This window comes from Kitasatospora sp. NPDC002522 (assembly GCF_053595195.1).
This window is the reverse complement of sequence record NZ_JBSFXE010000026.1, coordinates 16854-32838: the sequence shown is the minus strand read 5'-3', so window position 1 is coordinate 32838 and position 15985 is coordinate 16854. Positions and strand designations below refer to the sequence as shown.

General features: G+C 74.4%; 14 protein-coding genes. 7 read left to right on the top strand and 7 right to left on the bottom strand.

The features are described 5' to 3' along the window. Window positions 1–79 precede the first annotated feature (79 nt). A complete protein-coding gene (locus ACWD4U_RS22025) occupies window positions 80–442 on the bottom strand; it encodes a DoxX family protein (RefSeq protein WP_363454175.1) in 363 nt (120 codons plus the stop codon). Window positions 443–653: 211 nt separating this feature from the next. Between ACWD4U_RS22025 and ACWD4U_RS22020 the strand changes: the two genes are divergently transcribed. After that, window positions 654–2291, top strand: a complete 1638-nt coding sequence (locus ACWD4U_RS22020) for a molybdopterin-dependent oxidoreductase (protein WP_363454177.1) — start codon at window positions 654–656, stop codon at window positions 2289–2291. Between the two features lie 73 nt (window positions 2292–2364). Next, a complete protein-coding gene (locus ACWD4U_RS22015; protein WP_363454179.1) occupies window positions 2365–3012 on the top strand; it encodes a fasciclin domain-containing protein in 648 nt (215 codons plus the stop codon). A 97-nt stretch (window positions 3013–3109) separates the two neighbouring features. On the opposite strand, the gene ACWD4U_RS22010 is transcribed toward ACWD4U_RS22015, so the two are convergent. After that, entirely contained in the window at window positions 3110–3337 is a 228-nt protein-coding gene (locus ACWD4U_RS22010) for a hypothetical protein (RefSeq protein WP_363454181.1), read from the bottom strand. 337 nt (window positions 3338–3674) lie between these two features. Here ACWD4U_RS22010 and ACWD4U_RS22005 point away from each other — a divergent pair, with 337 nt between their 5' ends. Beyond that, on the top strand, window positions 3675–3878 hold the full coding sequence (locus ACWD4U_RS22005) for a cold-shock protein (RefSeq protein WP_030916923.1): 204 nt from the start codon (window positions 3675–3677) through the stop codon (window positions 3876–3878). A gap of 362 nt (window positions 3879–4240) precedes the next feature. After that, window positions 4241–5692 (top strand): DEAD/DEAH box helicase, encoded by a 1452-nt coding sequence (locus tag ACWD4U_RS22000; protein WP_363454183.1) that lies wholly within the window; start codon window positions 4241–4243, stop codon window positions 5690–5692. Between the two features lie 66 nt (window positions 5693–5758). Here the strand turns inward: ACWD4U_RS22000 and ACWD4U_RS21995 are convergent, their stop codons facing one another. From ACWD4U_RS21995 to ACWD4U_RS21985, 3 genes are read right to left on the bottom strand one after another with little or no spacing between them, the layout of a single operon-like run. Beyond that, window positions 5759–6988 carry an RCC1 domain-containing protein gene (locus tag ACWD4U_RS21995; protein WP_363454185.1) on the bottom strand — a complete coding sequence of 410 codons (1230 nt, stop codon included), beginning with the start codon at window positions 6986–6988 and terminating at the stop codon, window positions 5759–5761. A 27-nt stretch (window positions 6989–7015) separates the two neighbouring features. After that, window positions 7016–8269 (bottom strand): RCC1 domain-containing protein, encoded by a 1254-nt coding sequence (locus ACWD4U_RS21990; protein ID WP_363454187.1) that lies wholly within the window; start codon window positions 8267–8269, stop codon window positions 7016–7018. 7 nt (window positions 8270–8276) lie between these two features. Further along, window positions 8277–8477: a hypothetical protein gene (locus tag ACWD4U_RS21985; protein ID WP_363454189.1), complete on the bottom strand. Its 201-nt coding sequence runs from the start codon at window positions 8475–8477 to the stop codon at window positions 8277–8279. 286 nt (window positions 8478–8763) lie between these two features. On the opposite strand from ACWD4U_RS21985, the gene ACWD4U_RS21980 reads away from it, so the two are divergent. Both ACWD4U_RS21980 and ACWD4U_RS21975 read left to right on the top strand, forming a co-directional pair. Continuing rightward, window positions 8764–9648: a hypothetical protein gene (locus tag ACWD4U_RS21980; RefSeq protein ID WP_363454191.1), complete on the top strand. Its 885-nt coding sequence runs from the start codon at window positions 8764–8766 to the stop codon at window positions 9646–9648. After that, a complete protein-coding gene (locus ACWD4U_RS21975) occupies window positions 9648–11003 on the top strand; it encodes a hypothetical protein (RefSeq protein ID WP_363454193.1) in 1356 nt (451 codons plus the stop codon). Before ACWD4U_RS21980 ends, ACWD4U_RS21975 begins: the two co-directional genes overlap by 1 nt. Window positions 11004–11066: 63 nt before the next feature. Here the strand turns inward: ACWD4U_RS21975 and ACWD4U_RS21970 are convergent, their stop codons facing one another. Both ACWD4U_RS21970 and ACWD4U_RS21965 read right to left on the bottom strand, forming a co-directional pair. Beyond that, window positions 11067–11978, bottom strand: coding sequence for a hypothetical protein (locus ACWD4U_RS21970; RefSeq protein WP_363454195.1), 912 nt, complete (start codon window positions 11976–11978; stop codon window positions 11067–11069). Further along, window positions 11975–12958 (bottom strand): hypothetical protein, encoded by a 984-nt coding sequence (locus tag ACWD4U_RS21965; RefSeq protein ID WP_363454196.1) that lies wholly within the window; start codon window positions 12956–12958, stop codon window positions 11975–11977. Before ACWD4U_RS21965 ends, ACWD4U_RS21970 begins: the two co-directional genes overlap by 4 nt. 283 nt (window positions 12959–13241) lie before the next feature. On the opposite strand from ACWD4U_RS21965, the gene ACWD4U_RS21960 reads away from it, so the two are divergent. Then, the gene (locus ACWD4U_RS21960) at window positions 13242–15968 is read left to right on the top strand and encodes an ATP-binding protein (RefSeq protein WP_363454198.1); all 2727 of its coding nucleotides are present in this window, start codon (window positions 13242–13244) and stop codon (window positions 15966–15968) included. Window positions 15969–15985: the final 17 nt, after the last annotated feature.

Genomic DNA, 15985 nt, shown 5'->3' with positions numbered 1-15985 from the left:
ATCGTGGCACCGGCCGGTGCCCCGGTCCCGGTGGCGCGGGCACCACGAGTCGACGACCGCGCCAGGTGTCGGCGGTCGGTCAACCGCGGGAGACCCGGAGCGCCCAGGCGATCAGCGGGGCCTGCAGGGGGAGGCGGGCCAGGGCGGCGGCGCGCTGCGGGGCCGGACGGTCGCGCCAGTCGTAGGCCATCTTCACGTTGGCGGGGAAGACCGCGGCGAACAGCCCGGCCGCGGCCAGCGCCCCGGCGCGGCGGCTGCGGGGGGACAGGACGGCGGCCCCGACGGCGAGCTCCGCGACACCGCTCACCCTGGTCCACGTCCGGGGCGAGCCGGGCAGGCTGCGCGGCACGATCGCGTCGAACGGCCCGGGCGCGGCGAAGTGGGCGACCCCGGCGGCCAGCAGCAGCCCGCCCAGCAGGCGGGCGGAACGGTCGGCGGTCATCGGCTCTCCAGGCGGTCTCGACGGCACGCGATGTTACCGAACAGTAGAGCAGCTGGGGTCCGCGGTCGGTAGTCCCCGGTGTTCCACCGGGGCCCCGCGATCTCCTGACGCAGCGTCAGGCTGTGGCATGGTCGGCGACGCCTGCCTCACCCGATCGGATGAGTCGGCAGACTCGACCAATCCGGCCCCGCCGGGGCCCCGAACCGGGGATGTGAGCAACGAACCGACCTCTCCCGGCACCCCGCCCGGCCACCGCCGAGGCCGCCTGCCGCACGCGGCCGCCGGCGCCGCGATCGGGCTGGCGGCAGCGGTGGCCGCGGTGGGTGCGGGCGAGCTGGTCGCATACCTGACGGGGGCGCGGACCGCACCGGTGATCGCGGTGGGGTCGGCGGCGATCGACCTCACGCCGACTCCGTTGAAGGAGTACGCGGTCCGTACCTTCGGCACCCACGACAAGACGGTGCTGCTGGGCGGGATCTACCTGACGATGGCTCTGCTCGCCGCGCTGGCCGGCCTGGTGGCGGTGCGCCGCCCGGCCGCCGGGGCCGCGGTCTTCGGCGGCTTCGGGCTGCTGGGCGCCTGGGCGGCGCTGTCCCGACCCGGGGCGGCGGCCGCGGACTGCGCCCCGTCGCTGGCCGCCGGCCTGGTCGGCGCGGCGGCCGTCCTGGTGCCGGCCCGCCGGTGGCGCGCGGCCCCGACGACGGCCGCCCCGGCCGCAGCCGCCCCGGAGCGCGAACCGGACGCGGAGAGCGAGAGCCCGTGGGGCGTATCGCCGGTAACGAGCCGTCGAACGGTCCTCGTCGCCACCGCGGCGACGTTCACCGCAGGCGCGGTCGCGGGGGTCACCGGCCGCGCCCTGACGGACCGCCGCTACGACGTCACTGCCGCCCGCGACGCCGTCCGCCTCCCCGCGCCGGCCGCCGCACTGCCGCCCCTGCCGCCCGCCGTCCACCCGAACGTGCCCGGCCTGTCCCCGTTCACCACCGCGAACGGCGCCTTCTACCGGGTCGACACCGCGCTCACCCTGCCCCGGATCGACCCGCGCGACTGGTCGCTGCGCATCCGCGGGCTGGTCGACCACCCGCAGTCGATCACCTTCGACCAGCTGCTGCGCGAGCCGCTCGAAGAGCTCGACCACACCCTGTCCTGCGTCTCCAACGAGGTCGGCGGCCCGTACGTCGGCACCACCCGCTGGCTCGGCGCGTCGCTGCCCGCCCTGCTGCGGCGCGCCGGAGTCCGGTCCGGGGCCGACCAGTTGGTGGGGCGCTCGCAGGACGGAATGACCATCGGCACCCCGCTGGAGTCGGTCCTCGACGGACGCCGGGCGCTGCTCGCCGTCGCCATGAACGGCGAGCCGCTGCCGCTCGCCCACGGCTTCCCCTGCCGCTCCGTCGTGCCCGGCTTCTACGGCTACACCTCCGCCACCAAGTGGCTGGTCGACCTGGAGGTCACCACCTTCGCCGCCTTCGACCCGTACTGGGTGCGCCGCGGCTGGGACCGTACCGGCACCGTCCGCACCGCCTCCCGGATCGAGGTCCCCGCACCGTTCGCGAAGGTCGCCGCCGGGGAGGTGGACCTCGCGGGGACGGCCTGGGCCACCCACCGGGGTGTCGCCGCCGTCGAGGTGCGCGTCGACGGCGGGCCCTGGCAGCAGGCGGAGTTGGCCGCCGACGCGGGGCCCGACCTGTGGCGGCAGTGGACCCACCGCTGGAGCGGCGCGACCCCCGGCGCCCACCGCATCGAGGTGCGCGCCACCGACGCCACCGACGCGGTCCAGCCCGAGCAGCGCGCCTCGCCGTTCCCCGCCGGGGCGACGGGCTGGCACAGCACCGTCGTCACCGTCACCTGACCCACGTCACCACGTACCCGTTCAGCAGTACCTGCTGACGTCCCGTCACCCCTGCACCGAGGAGAGCTTCGCCATGTCCGCCACCACCCGCCGCCGTTCCCTGACCGCCCTGTTCGCCGCCGGCGCCCTCGCCCTGACCCTGGGCGCGTGCGGCAGCAGCAACGGGTCCAGTTCCACCTCCGCCCCGGCCGCGGGTTCCGGCTCCGCCGCGGTGCCGAGCGGCGCCGCCGCGGCGGCGGCGATGGCCGATCAGCCGTTCGGCAGCGCCTGCGCCGCCGTGCCGAAGGACGGCGCCGGGTCGTTCTCCGGCATGGCGAAGGACCCGGTCGCCACCGCCGCCTCGCACAACCCGCTGCTGTCGACCCTGGTCGCCGCGGTCCAGCAGGCAGGGCTGGTGGACACCCTCAACTCCGCACAGCACATCACCGTCTTCGCACCCACCAACGACGCCTTCGCCAAGATCCCGAAGGCCGACCTGGACGCGCTGCTCGCCGACAAGGCCAAGCTCACCAAGGTCCTGACCTCCCACGTCACCCCGGACCGGCTCGCACCCACCGCCCTGGCCGGCACCCACCGGACCCTGGAGGGCGGCGGCCTCACCGTCACCGGATCCGGCGCGGACTTCACCGTCAACGGCAACTCCAAGGTCCTGTGCGGCGACGTGCAGACCGCCAACGCCACCGTCTACATCGTCGACACCGTGCTGATGCCCGCCTCCTGACGCCCCGGCGCGAAGGCACGAACGTACGAAGGCCCCTCCCGGGATGGATCCGGGAGGGGCCTTCGCGGGCGGCGGGCCACCGCCGTGGAGTCCGGGGTCAGAGCTTGAACATCGAGGTGTACGGCTGGGTGAGGCGTTCCTGGCGCGAGCCGAAGTCGACGAGCACCGCGATGTCGCTGTCGCCCTCGACGCCGATGACCCGGCCGAGGCCGAACCTGTCGTGGGTGACGCGGTCGCCGAGGGTGAAGTGCTTGCGCGGCGCTTCACGCCGCGCCGTGAAGGGGCTGGTGGGCAGGTGGGCGCGGGCTGCTGCAGATTTCGTCATTTCCCCCAGTATGCGCCCGGGAGGCCCGGCAGCGGGACCCTCCCCGGCCCTCGATCTCGGGCGGATCCGGGCCGCGGCGTGTGCCGTGCGGCACACCGCGCTCGGCGCGCGGCGGCGACTCGCCCGAAACCCGGGGTGAAATGTCCCGCCACGGCGGACCCGGGCCTGCTACAGTCGTTTCAGTTGCAGTAGTGGTTCCCATGAACGTTATGTGCGTCTGCTGATGTTCGGCAGACGCATTTTTGTTTCCCGGGTCTTCCTCCCGGGTGGGTGCTCATCGCGGCGACTCGAAATCCGCGCGGTGCGGACTTCGGACTGCCCCTGAAGGAGAAATTTTATGGCTAATGGCACCGTGAAGTGGTTCAACGCGGAAAAGGGCTTCGGCTTCATCGAGCAGGAGGGTGGCGGCCCGGACGTCTTCGCCCACTACTCGAACATCAACGCCAGTGGCTTCCGTGAGCTGCTCGAGGGCCAGAAGGTCGAGTTCGACGTCACGCAGGGCCAGAAGGGCCCGCAGGCCGAGAACATTCGCCCGCTGTAGTTCTGCCCCGGCACCCGCCCGGCAGTGAGGGGCCCGCACCGGACATCACGCCCGGTGCGGGCCCCTCGGCGTTGCGCCGTGACGCACTCCGGCTCTCCGGCCCCGGGCCCCGCCACCGGCGGCCGCCCCGACGCGAGACGCCCGGCGCCGCGTCGAGGTCGGCGCCCCACCGTGAGCCTTCACGGCTCCGGGTTCCCCGCTCCCGCTCCGACCGGTGAGCGCCCGGGCGTAGGTGACGTGCCGCACGCTGCGCCGTCCACGCTCCGCCCGTCACATTTCCGGCCCGTTCCCTTGCGGTCTCCGCCGGCGCCCCGCGCCGCGGTGCCTTCCTCGTGACGTGCCGCCCCGAGGAAGGTCATCACATGAACCGTTCCAGTCGCTCCTCGTACCGGAACTCCGGCTCCCGCTCCGGCGGCGGCGCCCCGCAGGGCGAGTTCGCGATGCCGGTGAGCACCACCCCGGCGCTGCCGGCCGTCGAGTCCTTCGCCGAACTCGACCTGCCGAAGGGGCTGTTGTCGGTGCTGACCCGGCAGGGCGTCACCTCGCCGTTCCCGATCCAGGCCGCGACGCTGCCGAACTCGCTGGCCGGCCGCGACGTGCTCGGCCGGGGCCGCACCGGCTCCGGCAAGACCCTGGCCTTCGGCCTGGCCGTGCTGGCCCGCACCGCCGGGCAGCGCGCGGAACCGCGCCAACCGCTGGCCCTGGTGCTGGTGCCCACCCGCGAGCTCGCGCAGCAGGTCACCGAGGCGCTCTCCTCCTTCGCCCACGCGGTGCACCTGCGGATGGCGACCGTGGTCGGCGGGATGTCGATCGGCCGGCAGGCCCAGGCGCTGAACCGCGGGGCGGACGTCGTGGTGGCCACCCCCGGCCGGCTCAAGGACCTGATCGAGCGCGGCGACTGCCGACTGGACCGGGTCGCCGTCACCGTGCTCGACGAGGCCGACCAGATGGCCGACATGGGCTTCCTCCCGCAGGTCACCGAGCTCCTCGAGCAGGTCGCCGACGGCGGCCAGACGATGCTGTTCTCGGCCACCCTGGACCGCAACGTCGACCGACTGGTGCGCCGCTTCCTGAAGGACCCGGTCACGCACTCGGTCGACCCGTCCACGGCGACGGTCAGCACCATGGAGCACCACGTGCTGCACGTGCAGAACTTCGACAAGAACGCCACCATCGCCCACATCGCCTCCCGCGACGGCGGGGTGATCATGTTCACCGACACCAAGCACGGCGCCGACCGCCTGGTCGAGGACCTGCTGGCGAACGGGGTCAAGGCCGCGGCCCTGCACGGCGGCAAGTCCCAGCCGCAGCGCACCCGCACCCTGGAGCAGTTCCGCACCGGCGAGGTGACGGCGCTGATCGCCACCAACGTCGCCGCCCGCGGCATCCACGTCGACGGCCTCGACCTGGTGGTCAACCTCGACCCGCCGACCGACCACAAGGACTACCTGCACCGCGGCGGACGCACCGCCCGGGCCGGCGAGTCCGGCACCGTCGTCACGCTGACGCTGCCCAGCCAGCGCCGCGCGACCGCCCGGATGATGACGGCGGCCGGCATCACCCCCGTCACCACCAGGGTCAGCCCCGGCGGCGAGGAGCTGGCCCGGATCACCGGCGCCCGGGTGCCCACCGGCGTGCCCGTGGTGGTCCCCGACCCCGTCGTCGAGCGCCCGCGCCGCAGCGCGTCCGCGGGTCGCGGACGGCGCAGCCGCCCGGCCCACGTCAGTGGCGGCACCCGGGTGGCCGCCGGCCGCGACCAGCACGGCGCCACCGAGCGCCGCCGGGCGCCCCGGCGCGTCGAGCCGTCCGCGTAGCCCTTCGGGCAGACCGAAGCGGCCCGTGCCCCCGACCGAGCGGGGGCACGGGCCGTTGTCCGACGGTCAGTTGGCGAGGCTGAAGTCGCCGCCGACCGGGGCGGCGATCTTGTCGACGCCGGTGAGCGGGGTGAGGGTGGTCACCGGAACGGTGCTCGGGTCGGTGGTGCCGTTGCCGAGCTGGCCGGAGGCGTTGGCGCCCCAGGAGCGGACGGTGTTGTCGCCGAGCAGCGCGAAGGTGTGCTCGCGGCCGCCGGCCACCGCCTGGACGCCCTTGACGCCCCACACCGGGACGGGGGCGATCCGGTAGTCGGTCGTGCCGTCGCCGATCTGGCCGGAGGTGTTCTGCCCCCAGGCCTTGAGCCGGTTGTCGCTGTCGGTGACGGCCAGGCTGTGGTTGCAGCCGGCGGCGATCTGCGAGACCCCGCCGAGCCAGATGCCCTGGGTGTCGACCGGGGTGTAGCGGTTGATGGTGCTGCCGTCGCCGAGCTGGCCGGTGGCGTTGTACCCCCAGGCCTTCACCGCGTTGCCGCTGGTGGGCTTGGCGGCGCCGCTCGGCGGGCCGACCAGGGCGAGGTTGTGGTTGCACCCGGCCGCGATCCGGCTGACGCCAATCAGGTTGACCACCTGCGAGGGGACGTTGCGGCTGGCCGAAGTGCCGTCGCCCAGCTGGCCGTTGATGTTGTAGCCCCAGGCCCAGACGGTGCCGTCCTCGCGCAGCGCCAGGCTGTGGTCGCGGCCCGCGGCGATCGCCACCACCTTGTTCAGGCCCTCGACCCGCACCGGGGTGCTGCTGTCGGAGTTGGTGCCGTTGCCGAGCTGGCCGTAGTTGTTGCGCCCCCAGGCCACCACGGTCTGGTCGTACAGCAGGGCCAGGCTGTGCGCGCCGCCCGCGGCGACGTCGGTGACCTTGTCGCTGAGCCCGCCGACCCGGCTGGGCGTGTTGTGCCCGAAGACCGTGCTGTCGCCGAGCTGCCCCGACCCGTTGGCCCCCCAGGCGTACACCGAGTAGTCGCTCATCAGCGCCAGCCCGAAGCCGTTGGTGGGGCCCGCGCCGCCGGCCGCGATCTTCGTCACGTCGGCGCTGGTCAGCCCGGTCACGGAGGTCGCCGAGGTGCGGAAGTCGGTCCAGGTGCCGTCGCCGAGCTGGCCGGAGCGGTTGTTGCCCCAGGCCTTGAGGTGCTTGTCCTGGCCGTGCGCGGTCCCGACCGGAACGGCCGCCAGGCCGAGCGCGGTGAGCGCGGCCACGGTCGCGCCGAGGGCCGAACGAAGGCGTGCGGTACGGAAGTTCGTCATGTGGTGCCTCTCTACGAGGGTGGGTGGTCAGCGCGCCAGGCTGAAGCTGCCGTTGGAGGGCGCCGCGACCTCGGACACGTTCCCGGACTTGGCCAGCACCAGCACCGGGAGCTCGCGCTGGGTGAGGGTGCCGTCGCCGAGCTGGCCCTTGTCGTTGTTGCCCCAGGCGTAGACGGTGCCGTCGTCGAGCACGGCCAGGTTGTGGGCGGCGCCGGAGGCGATGCCGACCACGCCCTTCAGGCTGTCGATCGGCACGCTGGTGTTGCGCTGGGTGACGGTGCCGTCCCCGACCTGGCCCTTCTCGTTGTTGCCCCAGGCGCGCAGGCTGTGGTCCTGCAGGAGCGCGACGGTGTGCTGCGCCCCGGCGGCGAGCGCGGTGACGTTCGCGAGCTCGCTGACCGGCACCGGGTAGGGCTTGTTCACCGTGGTGTCGTCGCCCAACTGCCCCTTGTCGTTGAGGCCCCAGGACATCACGGTGTCGTCCGCGAGCAGCGCCAGCGCGTGCGAGGCGCCGGCGGCGATGCCCTTGACGGTGTTCAGCTCGGGCACCGACAGCGCGGTGGTGCGGGTGGCCGGTGTGGGGCCGGGGACGGTGGCGGTCGCGGTGGCCGGCTTGGCGGTGACGCCCAGCTGGCCCTTGTCGTTGTTGCCCCAGGTCTTCACCGTGCCGTCCTTGAGCAGGGCCATGCTGAAGGAGTCGCCCGCGGCGATCGCCTTGACGTCGGCCAGCCCGGCGACCGTCACCGGGAGCTTGGCGTCGGCGGTGGTGCCGTTGCCCAGCTGGCCCTTGTCGTTCAGGCCCCAGGACTTGACCGTGCCGTCCTTCAGCAGCGCCAGGGCGTGCGAGCCGCCTGCCGCGACCGCCTGCACCCCGCCCAGCCCGGCCACCAGTCCGGGCACGGCGAAGTCGTCGGTGGTACTGGTGGTGCCGTTGCCCAACTGCCCCTTGTCGTTGCGGCCCCAGGCCTCGACGGTGCCGTTGGCCAGCAGGGCCAGCGCGAATCCGGACGCGGTCTTGCCGTCCGCGCTGGTGGAGCCGCCGGCGACGATCGTGGCGACCTCGGCCCCCGCGAGGCCGACCACGGAGACCGGGGTCTGCCGCTGGGTCTTGGTGCCGTCGCCGAGTTGGCCGTTGGTGTTCAGGCCCCACGCCCGCACCCGCAGGTCGTACGCGGAGGCGGCCGGGGCGGGCAGCGCGACGGAGCCCAGCAGGGTCAGGCTCGCGACCAGTGCGGGCACGGCGACGGGCAGGCGGCGGAGCGTGCGGTGCAGGGGAGACATCTCGTCCTCACGTTCGGGGGAAGGTGGAGCGCCGGACGGGCCCGCCGTTGACGAGGCCCGGGTGCGGCTGGTGGCCGTGGTGCGGCGCGGTGACGCCGACCGGGCGGTGCTCGGCCGCTCCTGCCCGGGGTGCACCCGGGAAGGGCAGGGCGGCGGCGGCGAGCAGGACCGTGCAGACCCGCAGCGCGGGCCGGGAAAGGGGTGTCATGGCGTCCCTCGGCAAGCCGGCCGCACGACACCTGGCCGCGCGGTCGCAGCTGGAAGTGAAAATCGGAACGACGGCATGTATGCCTCGGCGCTCGAAGGATTGTGCGTTTTCGAACGGCTTTCCATGCCGATGGCCCACCACGATCGTTCGCATTCGCCCTGACGGACCGTTATCGGTTGCGGACGGTGATCACGGCCCGAAGCATGACGACCGGGACTGACCTCTCGTCAGTTCACAGCTGCACAAGTACCGGAGATCCGAGCCGACTTCAGCGGGAGACAGCGTGTTGCGCACCCAACGAGCCAGACTGCTAGTCGTCACCCTCAGTAGCGCCATCGTCCTCGCGGCCCCCGCGCCGGCCGGGGCGGAGGACACCCAGCCGGTCGTGGTGGTGAACGCGACGTTCTCCGCGCCCACCGTGCCCGACGGCAAGGCGTTCGAGTCCGGCATCGACGGCTGGACCGGCGGCGGCCGCGTCTCCGCCACCCGCGCCGCCCACCGTCTGGGCATCCAGGCCGCCTACCTCCCCAGCACCGCGTCTGGACTCAGCACCCGGCTGCGCGGCGTCCGGGCCGGTGCCACCGTCACCGTCACCTGGGACGACTCCCCCGACGCCTGCGTGAAGCAGGGCGTCGCCAGCCGGACGTACACCGTGTCGGTGGCGGGCGGCGCCAACTCGCCCGGCGCCTTCACCACCAACCCCTCCGCCGCCAAGACCGACTGGTTCCTCGGCCGGGTCTACTCCTTCACCGCCGCCGAGGACGCCCCGCAGATCACCTTCGTCTCCACCGCCACCGAGAGCACCGGCTGCCCCGCGCTGATCGCCAACGTCGCGGCCATGCAGACCGCCGCGGCCCCCCAGCAGAACGACCCCTGCGCGGGCGGGTCGGCGAGCAGCCCGCAGTGCCAGGACGTCGCCGCCGACAAGGAGAAGATCGACAAGTGCCCCGCCACCTCCGAGGAGTGCCTGGCGAGCGTGGCGGGCGACGGCAAGGCGGAGAAGGACGGCATCGCCAAGGAGACCCAGGCCGTCGACGCCTTCGGCAAGGTCCCCCGGGAGCAGGACCCGAACACCGCCGCCGCCGAACTGTGCAGCCTGCCGAACGCGTTGACGGCCAACCTGCAGCCGGGCGACGCCGTGGTCCCGCCGAGCGAGTGGTGGATCTGCTGATGACCCGTCGACTCCTGCGCCGCCTCGGCTGCTCCGCGGCCACCGTCGGCCTGGCCCTGGCCGCCGCGCCGCCCGCCCAGGCCGCCGACACCGTGGACGTCCCGGTGCCCAACGGCACCTTCGCGCAGCCCGTCGCCCCCGACCACGGGACCTCGGCCGGGCACCCGGAGTGGTCGCCGGACAACAACACCGGCGTGGTCTTCGGCAAGGCCCTGGCCCAACATCCGCTCGGCTACCAGGCGACCGCGCTCAACTGGGGCGGTGCCGCGCTCTCGCTGCGGACCCGGCTGTGGGGCGTGAAGGCCGGCTCCGCCGTGACCCTGACCTGGGACGACAGCCCGGGCGTGTACAAGCAGTGCACGACCGCGCAGTTGAAGGACGGTCAGACCTACAACGTCTCGCTGGTGACCACCGGTCCGGCGCCCGACCCGGTGGTCACCACCAAGGGCACCGACACGGTGGGCACGGCGAACTGGTTCACCGGCCGGGCCTTCGAGTTCACCGCGACCGAGGACAACCCGATGGTCTCCTTCGACTCCCAGGAACGCCGCGACTCGCCGTCCTGCGGCCCGCTGATCACCAACGTCACGGCCAGGCAGACCCCGGCCCCGGTGAATCAGAAGGTCACCAAGGAGCAGCTGCCGGCCCCCAAGGCCTACCGGGGCAACGACCCGCTGGAGCCGGGTGTGGCAGTGGACGACTGCGAGGGCGCCGCCACCAACTGCACGTTCACCGTGGACAACCGGTACTCCTACCGCTACTACGGGCAGACCCGGGTGGTCGGCGAGGTCTACATCAACTGCAGCCGCAACGCGGTGGTGGACGACCGGCGGATCGAGGTCACCGAGCCGCCGTACGACAGCCTCACGCAGTACTACGCGCTCAAGGGCGCGCCGCTGGTCCCGAGCCGTTCCGACATCTCGCAGAGCCGGCCGAACCTGGCCGCCCAGGCCGCCGCCGGGTACGCGGCCGGCGGCGGCAACGCGGGGGCCGTGTCGACCAGCAACCCGCTCACCTGGAGCCGGACCACCGGCAAGTCGCTCAACCCCACCATCCAGCCCGGCGAGGTGAGTTGGATCGAGGTGCAGCCCGCGCGCGAACGGGTGGTGGGCACCTTCGCCAACACCCGCAACGCGTACCGGCTGGACGCCGTCTTCGACGTCCCGGCGGTGTCCCTGCCGGACCGCTACTACCAGCGCACCGGCCCGCTCACCGAGACCGAACTGCAGCGCTGCGGCTCCGGCCGCCCGACCGCGGGCACCCCGGACAACGGGGCGAACCCGGACAGGCGCCTGCTCGCCCTGGACGCCCCGCCCGCCGGTGTGCCGACCAGGTCGGTCCCGCTCAACCCGTAAGCCCCGTACGTACGTCGGCCGCCTGCCCCACGATCGGGCAGGCGGCCGGCGCACGGACCGGGGTCAGTCCAGCGGCTCCCAGGACCGCGCGGGCGTCAGCCGGTACCGGCGCCCGCCCTCGACGGTGCTCGGCGGCACCTCGACCAGGCCCTCCGGCGTCGACCGGGTCGGCCGCAGGGTCAGGCAGGCGGACCTGTTGGTGAAGGTCTGGGCGACCACCGTGCTGACGTTGACGCTCGACGGGCTGTCGACGATCACGCCCTTGATGAGCTTGGACGCGCCTTCCACCAGCAGCTCGCCGACGGTGCGCGTCATCGCGTTCAGCACCCCGAACTGGAGCTGGTCGCCGGACTGCAGGGTGAAGGTCACCTCCGTGGTCTCGGTGCTGGTCCGCTTCCACTCGTGCGAGTACCTGGCCTGGAAGGCGAGTTGGAAGGAGGCCGTCGCGCTGAGCTTGAGCTGGCCGGCGCCCGTGACGGTGCCGGCCACGTTCACCGAGCCGCCGTTGGCGGTCTCCGTGTTCGGCCCCTTGTCGGACGGCGAGGTCTTGTCGGTGTGGCTGCCGGTGGTGGTGTTGCTGGCGCCCACACTGCCCTTGACGTCCGTGGTGTTGTCGACGGTGCCCGTGAGCGTCGCGCTGCCGGAGATCTCGCCCGCCAGGTTGTCGGTGGTGCTGGACTCCAGCGTCACCGTGCGGGTGACGGTGATCGGCATGTCGGTGCAATTGATCGCCCCGTTGCCGACCGAGGCCACCGCGGTGGTGAACTCCCGCGACAGGCCCGGGATGACGCGGAACGAGCACCCGTAGCCCTGCCCGCAGCCGCGCGCCAGCGCGGGCGCGTCCGCGAGCGGGGTGTCGCCGTCGAAGGCCTGCGCGGCCGCCGGTTCGGCCTCCCCGTCCGCGGCGAGGGCGGGCCCGGCGCACAGCGCCAGCACGGTCACGAGGGCGGCGGGCACCGCCGCCCGGCGCTTCACCGCTGCTCCCAGGTGCCCTGGGCGGTGCGGACGTGCACCGCGTCCGGCGCCCGGCCGAAGCGTTCCGGCGGGAGCTCGACCGGCCCGGCGTCGAGCGCGCGGGTCGGAACCGACCGCAGCGACAGGCACTTGTCCTTGTTGGAGAAGGTCTGCGCGACGATCGAGCTGGAGTTGACGGTGGAGGGGCTGTCCACCGTCACGTTCTTGATCAGCTTGGACAGGCCGTTCACCAGCAGCTCGCCGACCGTCCGGGCGGAGGCGTTGGCCACCCCGAACTGCACCTCGTCACCGGACTTCACCCGGAAGGACACCTTGGTGGACTCGGTGGTCTGGGACTGCCAGGTGTGCGAGAAGGAGGCCTTGAAGGCCGACTCGAAGCTGGCCTTGGCGCCCAGGTGCAGGGCGTTCGAGCCCTCCACCGTGACCGGGAACTCGGCACTGTTCTTGCCGGTGTCCTCGGTGGACGGGCCCTTGTCCTTGTTCGGCCCGTACTGGGTGACGCTGTTCTCCGTGCCGGGCTTCACCGTGCCCGAGGCCGAGACGGTCACCGTGGTGTCCACCCCGCCCTCCAGGGTCGCCTTGCCGGAGATCTCGCCGCCGATGTTGTCGGTGCTGCTGGTCACGAAGGTGACGGTGCGTTCGACGAGCATCTCCCCGTTGGTGCAGTTGATCGCCGCGTTGCCCAGCGACACCACCCCGCTGGTGAACTCGCGCGGCAGCCGGTCGTACATCCGGAAGCTGCACGCCGCGGGCTCGGTGCACAGGCGGGTGACCTCCCGGGTGGAGGCCAGCGGCCGCTCCCCGTCGAAGGCCTGCGCGACGGGCGGCGGCGGGACGGCGCCGGTGCCGTCGGCGGCGCCGCGCGGGGCCGCGCTGCTCGGGGCGGCGGACGGGGCCAGCAGGACTATCGCGGCCCCCGGGGCCAGCAGGGCGTACCTGGCGGTGCGCCGCCATCGCGTCGGGCGGGCGTGAACGACCACGGACACTCTCCTTGCGCGTCGGGCGAGTTGGAGCGGTTGCCGCATCCTCCGCGACAGTCACATCGTGGGCGAACGGTTGCCAGTCGACCGTCCGCCATTCGCCGCACCGGCGGACCCGGGCCGCGGCGCTCGGCGGAAGGGGTGACGGCCTGTCAGCAGCCGCGCGCGCCCCGCCCCGTCGGGAGGCCGCCGGCCCGGGCCCCGGGATCGGCGCAGCTCAGCCGGGCCCGCTGTTCGTAGGATGGGTGGAGCTCCTCCGGGAGGAACTCGCGCCGGAGGGGACATGCCGCAACACGCGAAGGACCGACTGATCGGGCGGAACCGCGAGCTGGCGGAGCTGGACCGCCTGCTGCACGAGGTGCGCGAGGGGCGCAGCCGGGTGCTGGTGCTGCGCGGTGAGGCCGGCGTCGGCAAGTCGGCGCTGCTCGACCGCCTGGCCGGGCAGGCGGCGGGGGCGCGGCTGCAGGTGGTCCGGGCGGCCGGCGTCGAAGCGGAGTCGGAGTTCGCGTACTCGGCCCTGCAGCGCCTGTGCGCGCCGCTGCTGTCGCACCTGGACCGGCTGCCTCCGGTCCAGCGGGACGCGCTGCGGGTCGCGTTCGGACTGAGCGCGGGGAGCCCGCCGGAGCTGCTGCTGGTCGGGATCGCGGTCCTCGGCCTGTTCGCGGAGGCCGCGGCCGGGTCCCCGCTGGTGTGCCTGGTCGACGACGCGCAGTGGCTGGACCTGATGTCCCAGCGGATCCTGGCGTTCGTCGGGCGGCGGCTGGACGCCGAGTCGGTGGCGCTGGTGTTCGCCGAGCGGATCACCGGGGGCCCGGACGAGGAGGGCTTCGCCGGGCTGCCGGACCTGGTCCTGGGCGGGCTGGCCGACGCCGACGCGCGGGCGGTGCTCGACGGCGTGCTGCCGGGGCCGGTCGACGCCCGGGTGCGGGACCGGATCGTCGCCGAGACCGGCGGCAACCCGCTCGCCCTGCTGGAGTTGCCGCGGGGCCTGTCGTCGGCCGAGTTGGCGTTCGGCTTCGGCGGGGTCGGGGCGGGGCCGCTGGCGACCCGGGTCGAGGACGGCTTCCGGCGGCGGGTCGACGCGCTGCCGGCCGACACCCGGGCGCTGCTGCTGGTCGCGGCGGTCGAACCGGTCGGCGACGGGCCGCTGTTGTGGCACGCGCTGCGCCTGCTGGGCATCGGGCTGGAGGCCGCGGCGCCGGCCGAGGCGGCGGACCTGATCACGCTGGGCGCCCCGGTGCGGTTCCGGCACCCGCTGGTGCGCTCGGCCGTGTGGCGCGGCGCGGACGCCGCCGCCCTGCGGTCGGCGCACCGGGCCCTGGCCGAGGCCACCGACGCCGAGCGCGACCCCGACCGGCGGGCCTGGCACCAGGCGCACGCCGCGGTCGGCCCGGACGAGCAGGTCGCCGCCGCGCTGGAGTGCTCCGCCGACCGGGCGTTGGCGCGCGGCGGCCGGGCGGCCGCCGCCTCCTTCCTGGAGCGCGCCGCCGCGCTCACGCCCGACCCGAAGGACCGGGCGCGCCGCGCGCTGGCCGCGGCCGGGGCCCACCTCGCCGCGAGCGCGCCGGCGCGGGTCCCGGACCTGCTGGCCGCCGCCGAGCTGGGGCCGCTGGACCCGTTGCAGCAGGCCCACGCCAGTCGGCTGCGGGCCAGGGCGTCGGCGATGACCGACCCGGGACGGGGCTCGGTGGAGCCGCTGCTCGACGCGGCGGGCCGGCTCCGGGACCTCGACCCGGCCGGTGCGCGGGAGACCTGCCTGGCCGCGTTCGGCGCGGCCGTCTGGGCCGGCCGGCACGAGGCGGGCGGGCTGCGGCGGGCCGCCGAGGTCGCCCGCGCGCTGCCGCCCGGCGACGAGACGGCGGACGTCTTCCTGCGCGCCCTGGTCGCGTGGACGGTGGACGGCCCGGTCGCCGCCTTCCCGCTGCTGGCACGGGCGCTGCGCGCCCTCGACGACGAGGAGCAGCTGGCCGTGCTGTGGCCGGCCGCGAACGCCGCCGTGGAGCTGGGCGACCTCCGGGCCTGGCTGGACGTCACCGACCGGGCGGTCCGCTTCGCCCGCCGGACGGGCACCCTGTCGATCCTCTCGACGGCCCTGCCCTACCGGGCGGCCTCGCTGGGCTTCGCCGGGCGGTTCGCCGAGGCCCGGGACCTGCTGGCCGAGGCCGCCGCGGTCGAGCAGCCCGCGGGCGTGGCGACGCGGATGGTCTCGACGGCGCTGATCAGCGCGTACGGGGGGCGGGAGCGGCCGACCCTGGAGCTGGTCGAGGCGCTGGAACGTGAGGGCGGGCGGCGCGGCCTGGGCCGGCTCGACGGCATGGCGGCGTGTGCGCGGGCGGTGCTCCACAACGGCCTGGGCAACTACCCGCTCGCCCTGGAGGCCGCGCTCCGCGGCGGGGAGTACCGGGACCTGGTCGTGCACCACTGGACGTGCAGCGAGCTGGTCGAGGCCGCGACCCGGGCGGGCGAGCCGGCCGTGGCGGCCTCGGCGCGCGAGCGGCTGGCCGACTGGGCCCGGGCCGGCACGCCGTGGGCGCTCGGCGCGCTGGCGGTCGCCGACGCCCTGACCGGGGCGCCCGAACCGGCCGAGGACCGCTACCGCGAGGCCCTCGACCAGTTCGCCCGCGGCGGCCTCGGCGTGTTCGAGACCCGCACCCGGCTGCTGTTCGGCGAGTGGCTGCGCCGCCAGAACCGGCGGGCCCAGGCCCGCACCGAGCTGCACGCCGCGCACGAGGCCGCCGCGGCCATGGGCATGGAGGCGTTCGCCGAGCGGGCCCGGCGGGAGCTGCTGGCCACCGGGGAGACGGTCCGCCGGCGAACGCCCGGCGCGCCGGTCCTGACGCCGCAGGAGGCGCAGATAGCGCGGCTCGCGGCGGCCGGGCACCCGAACGCGGAGATCGGCGCGCAGTTGTTCCTCAGCCCTCGCACGGTCGAGTGGCACCTGCGGAAGGTCTTCGCCAAGCTGGGCGTCTCCTCCCGCCGGGAGATCGCCGGCGCCCTCGCCGACCGGTGACCGCCGCCGCGGTGTGA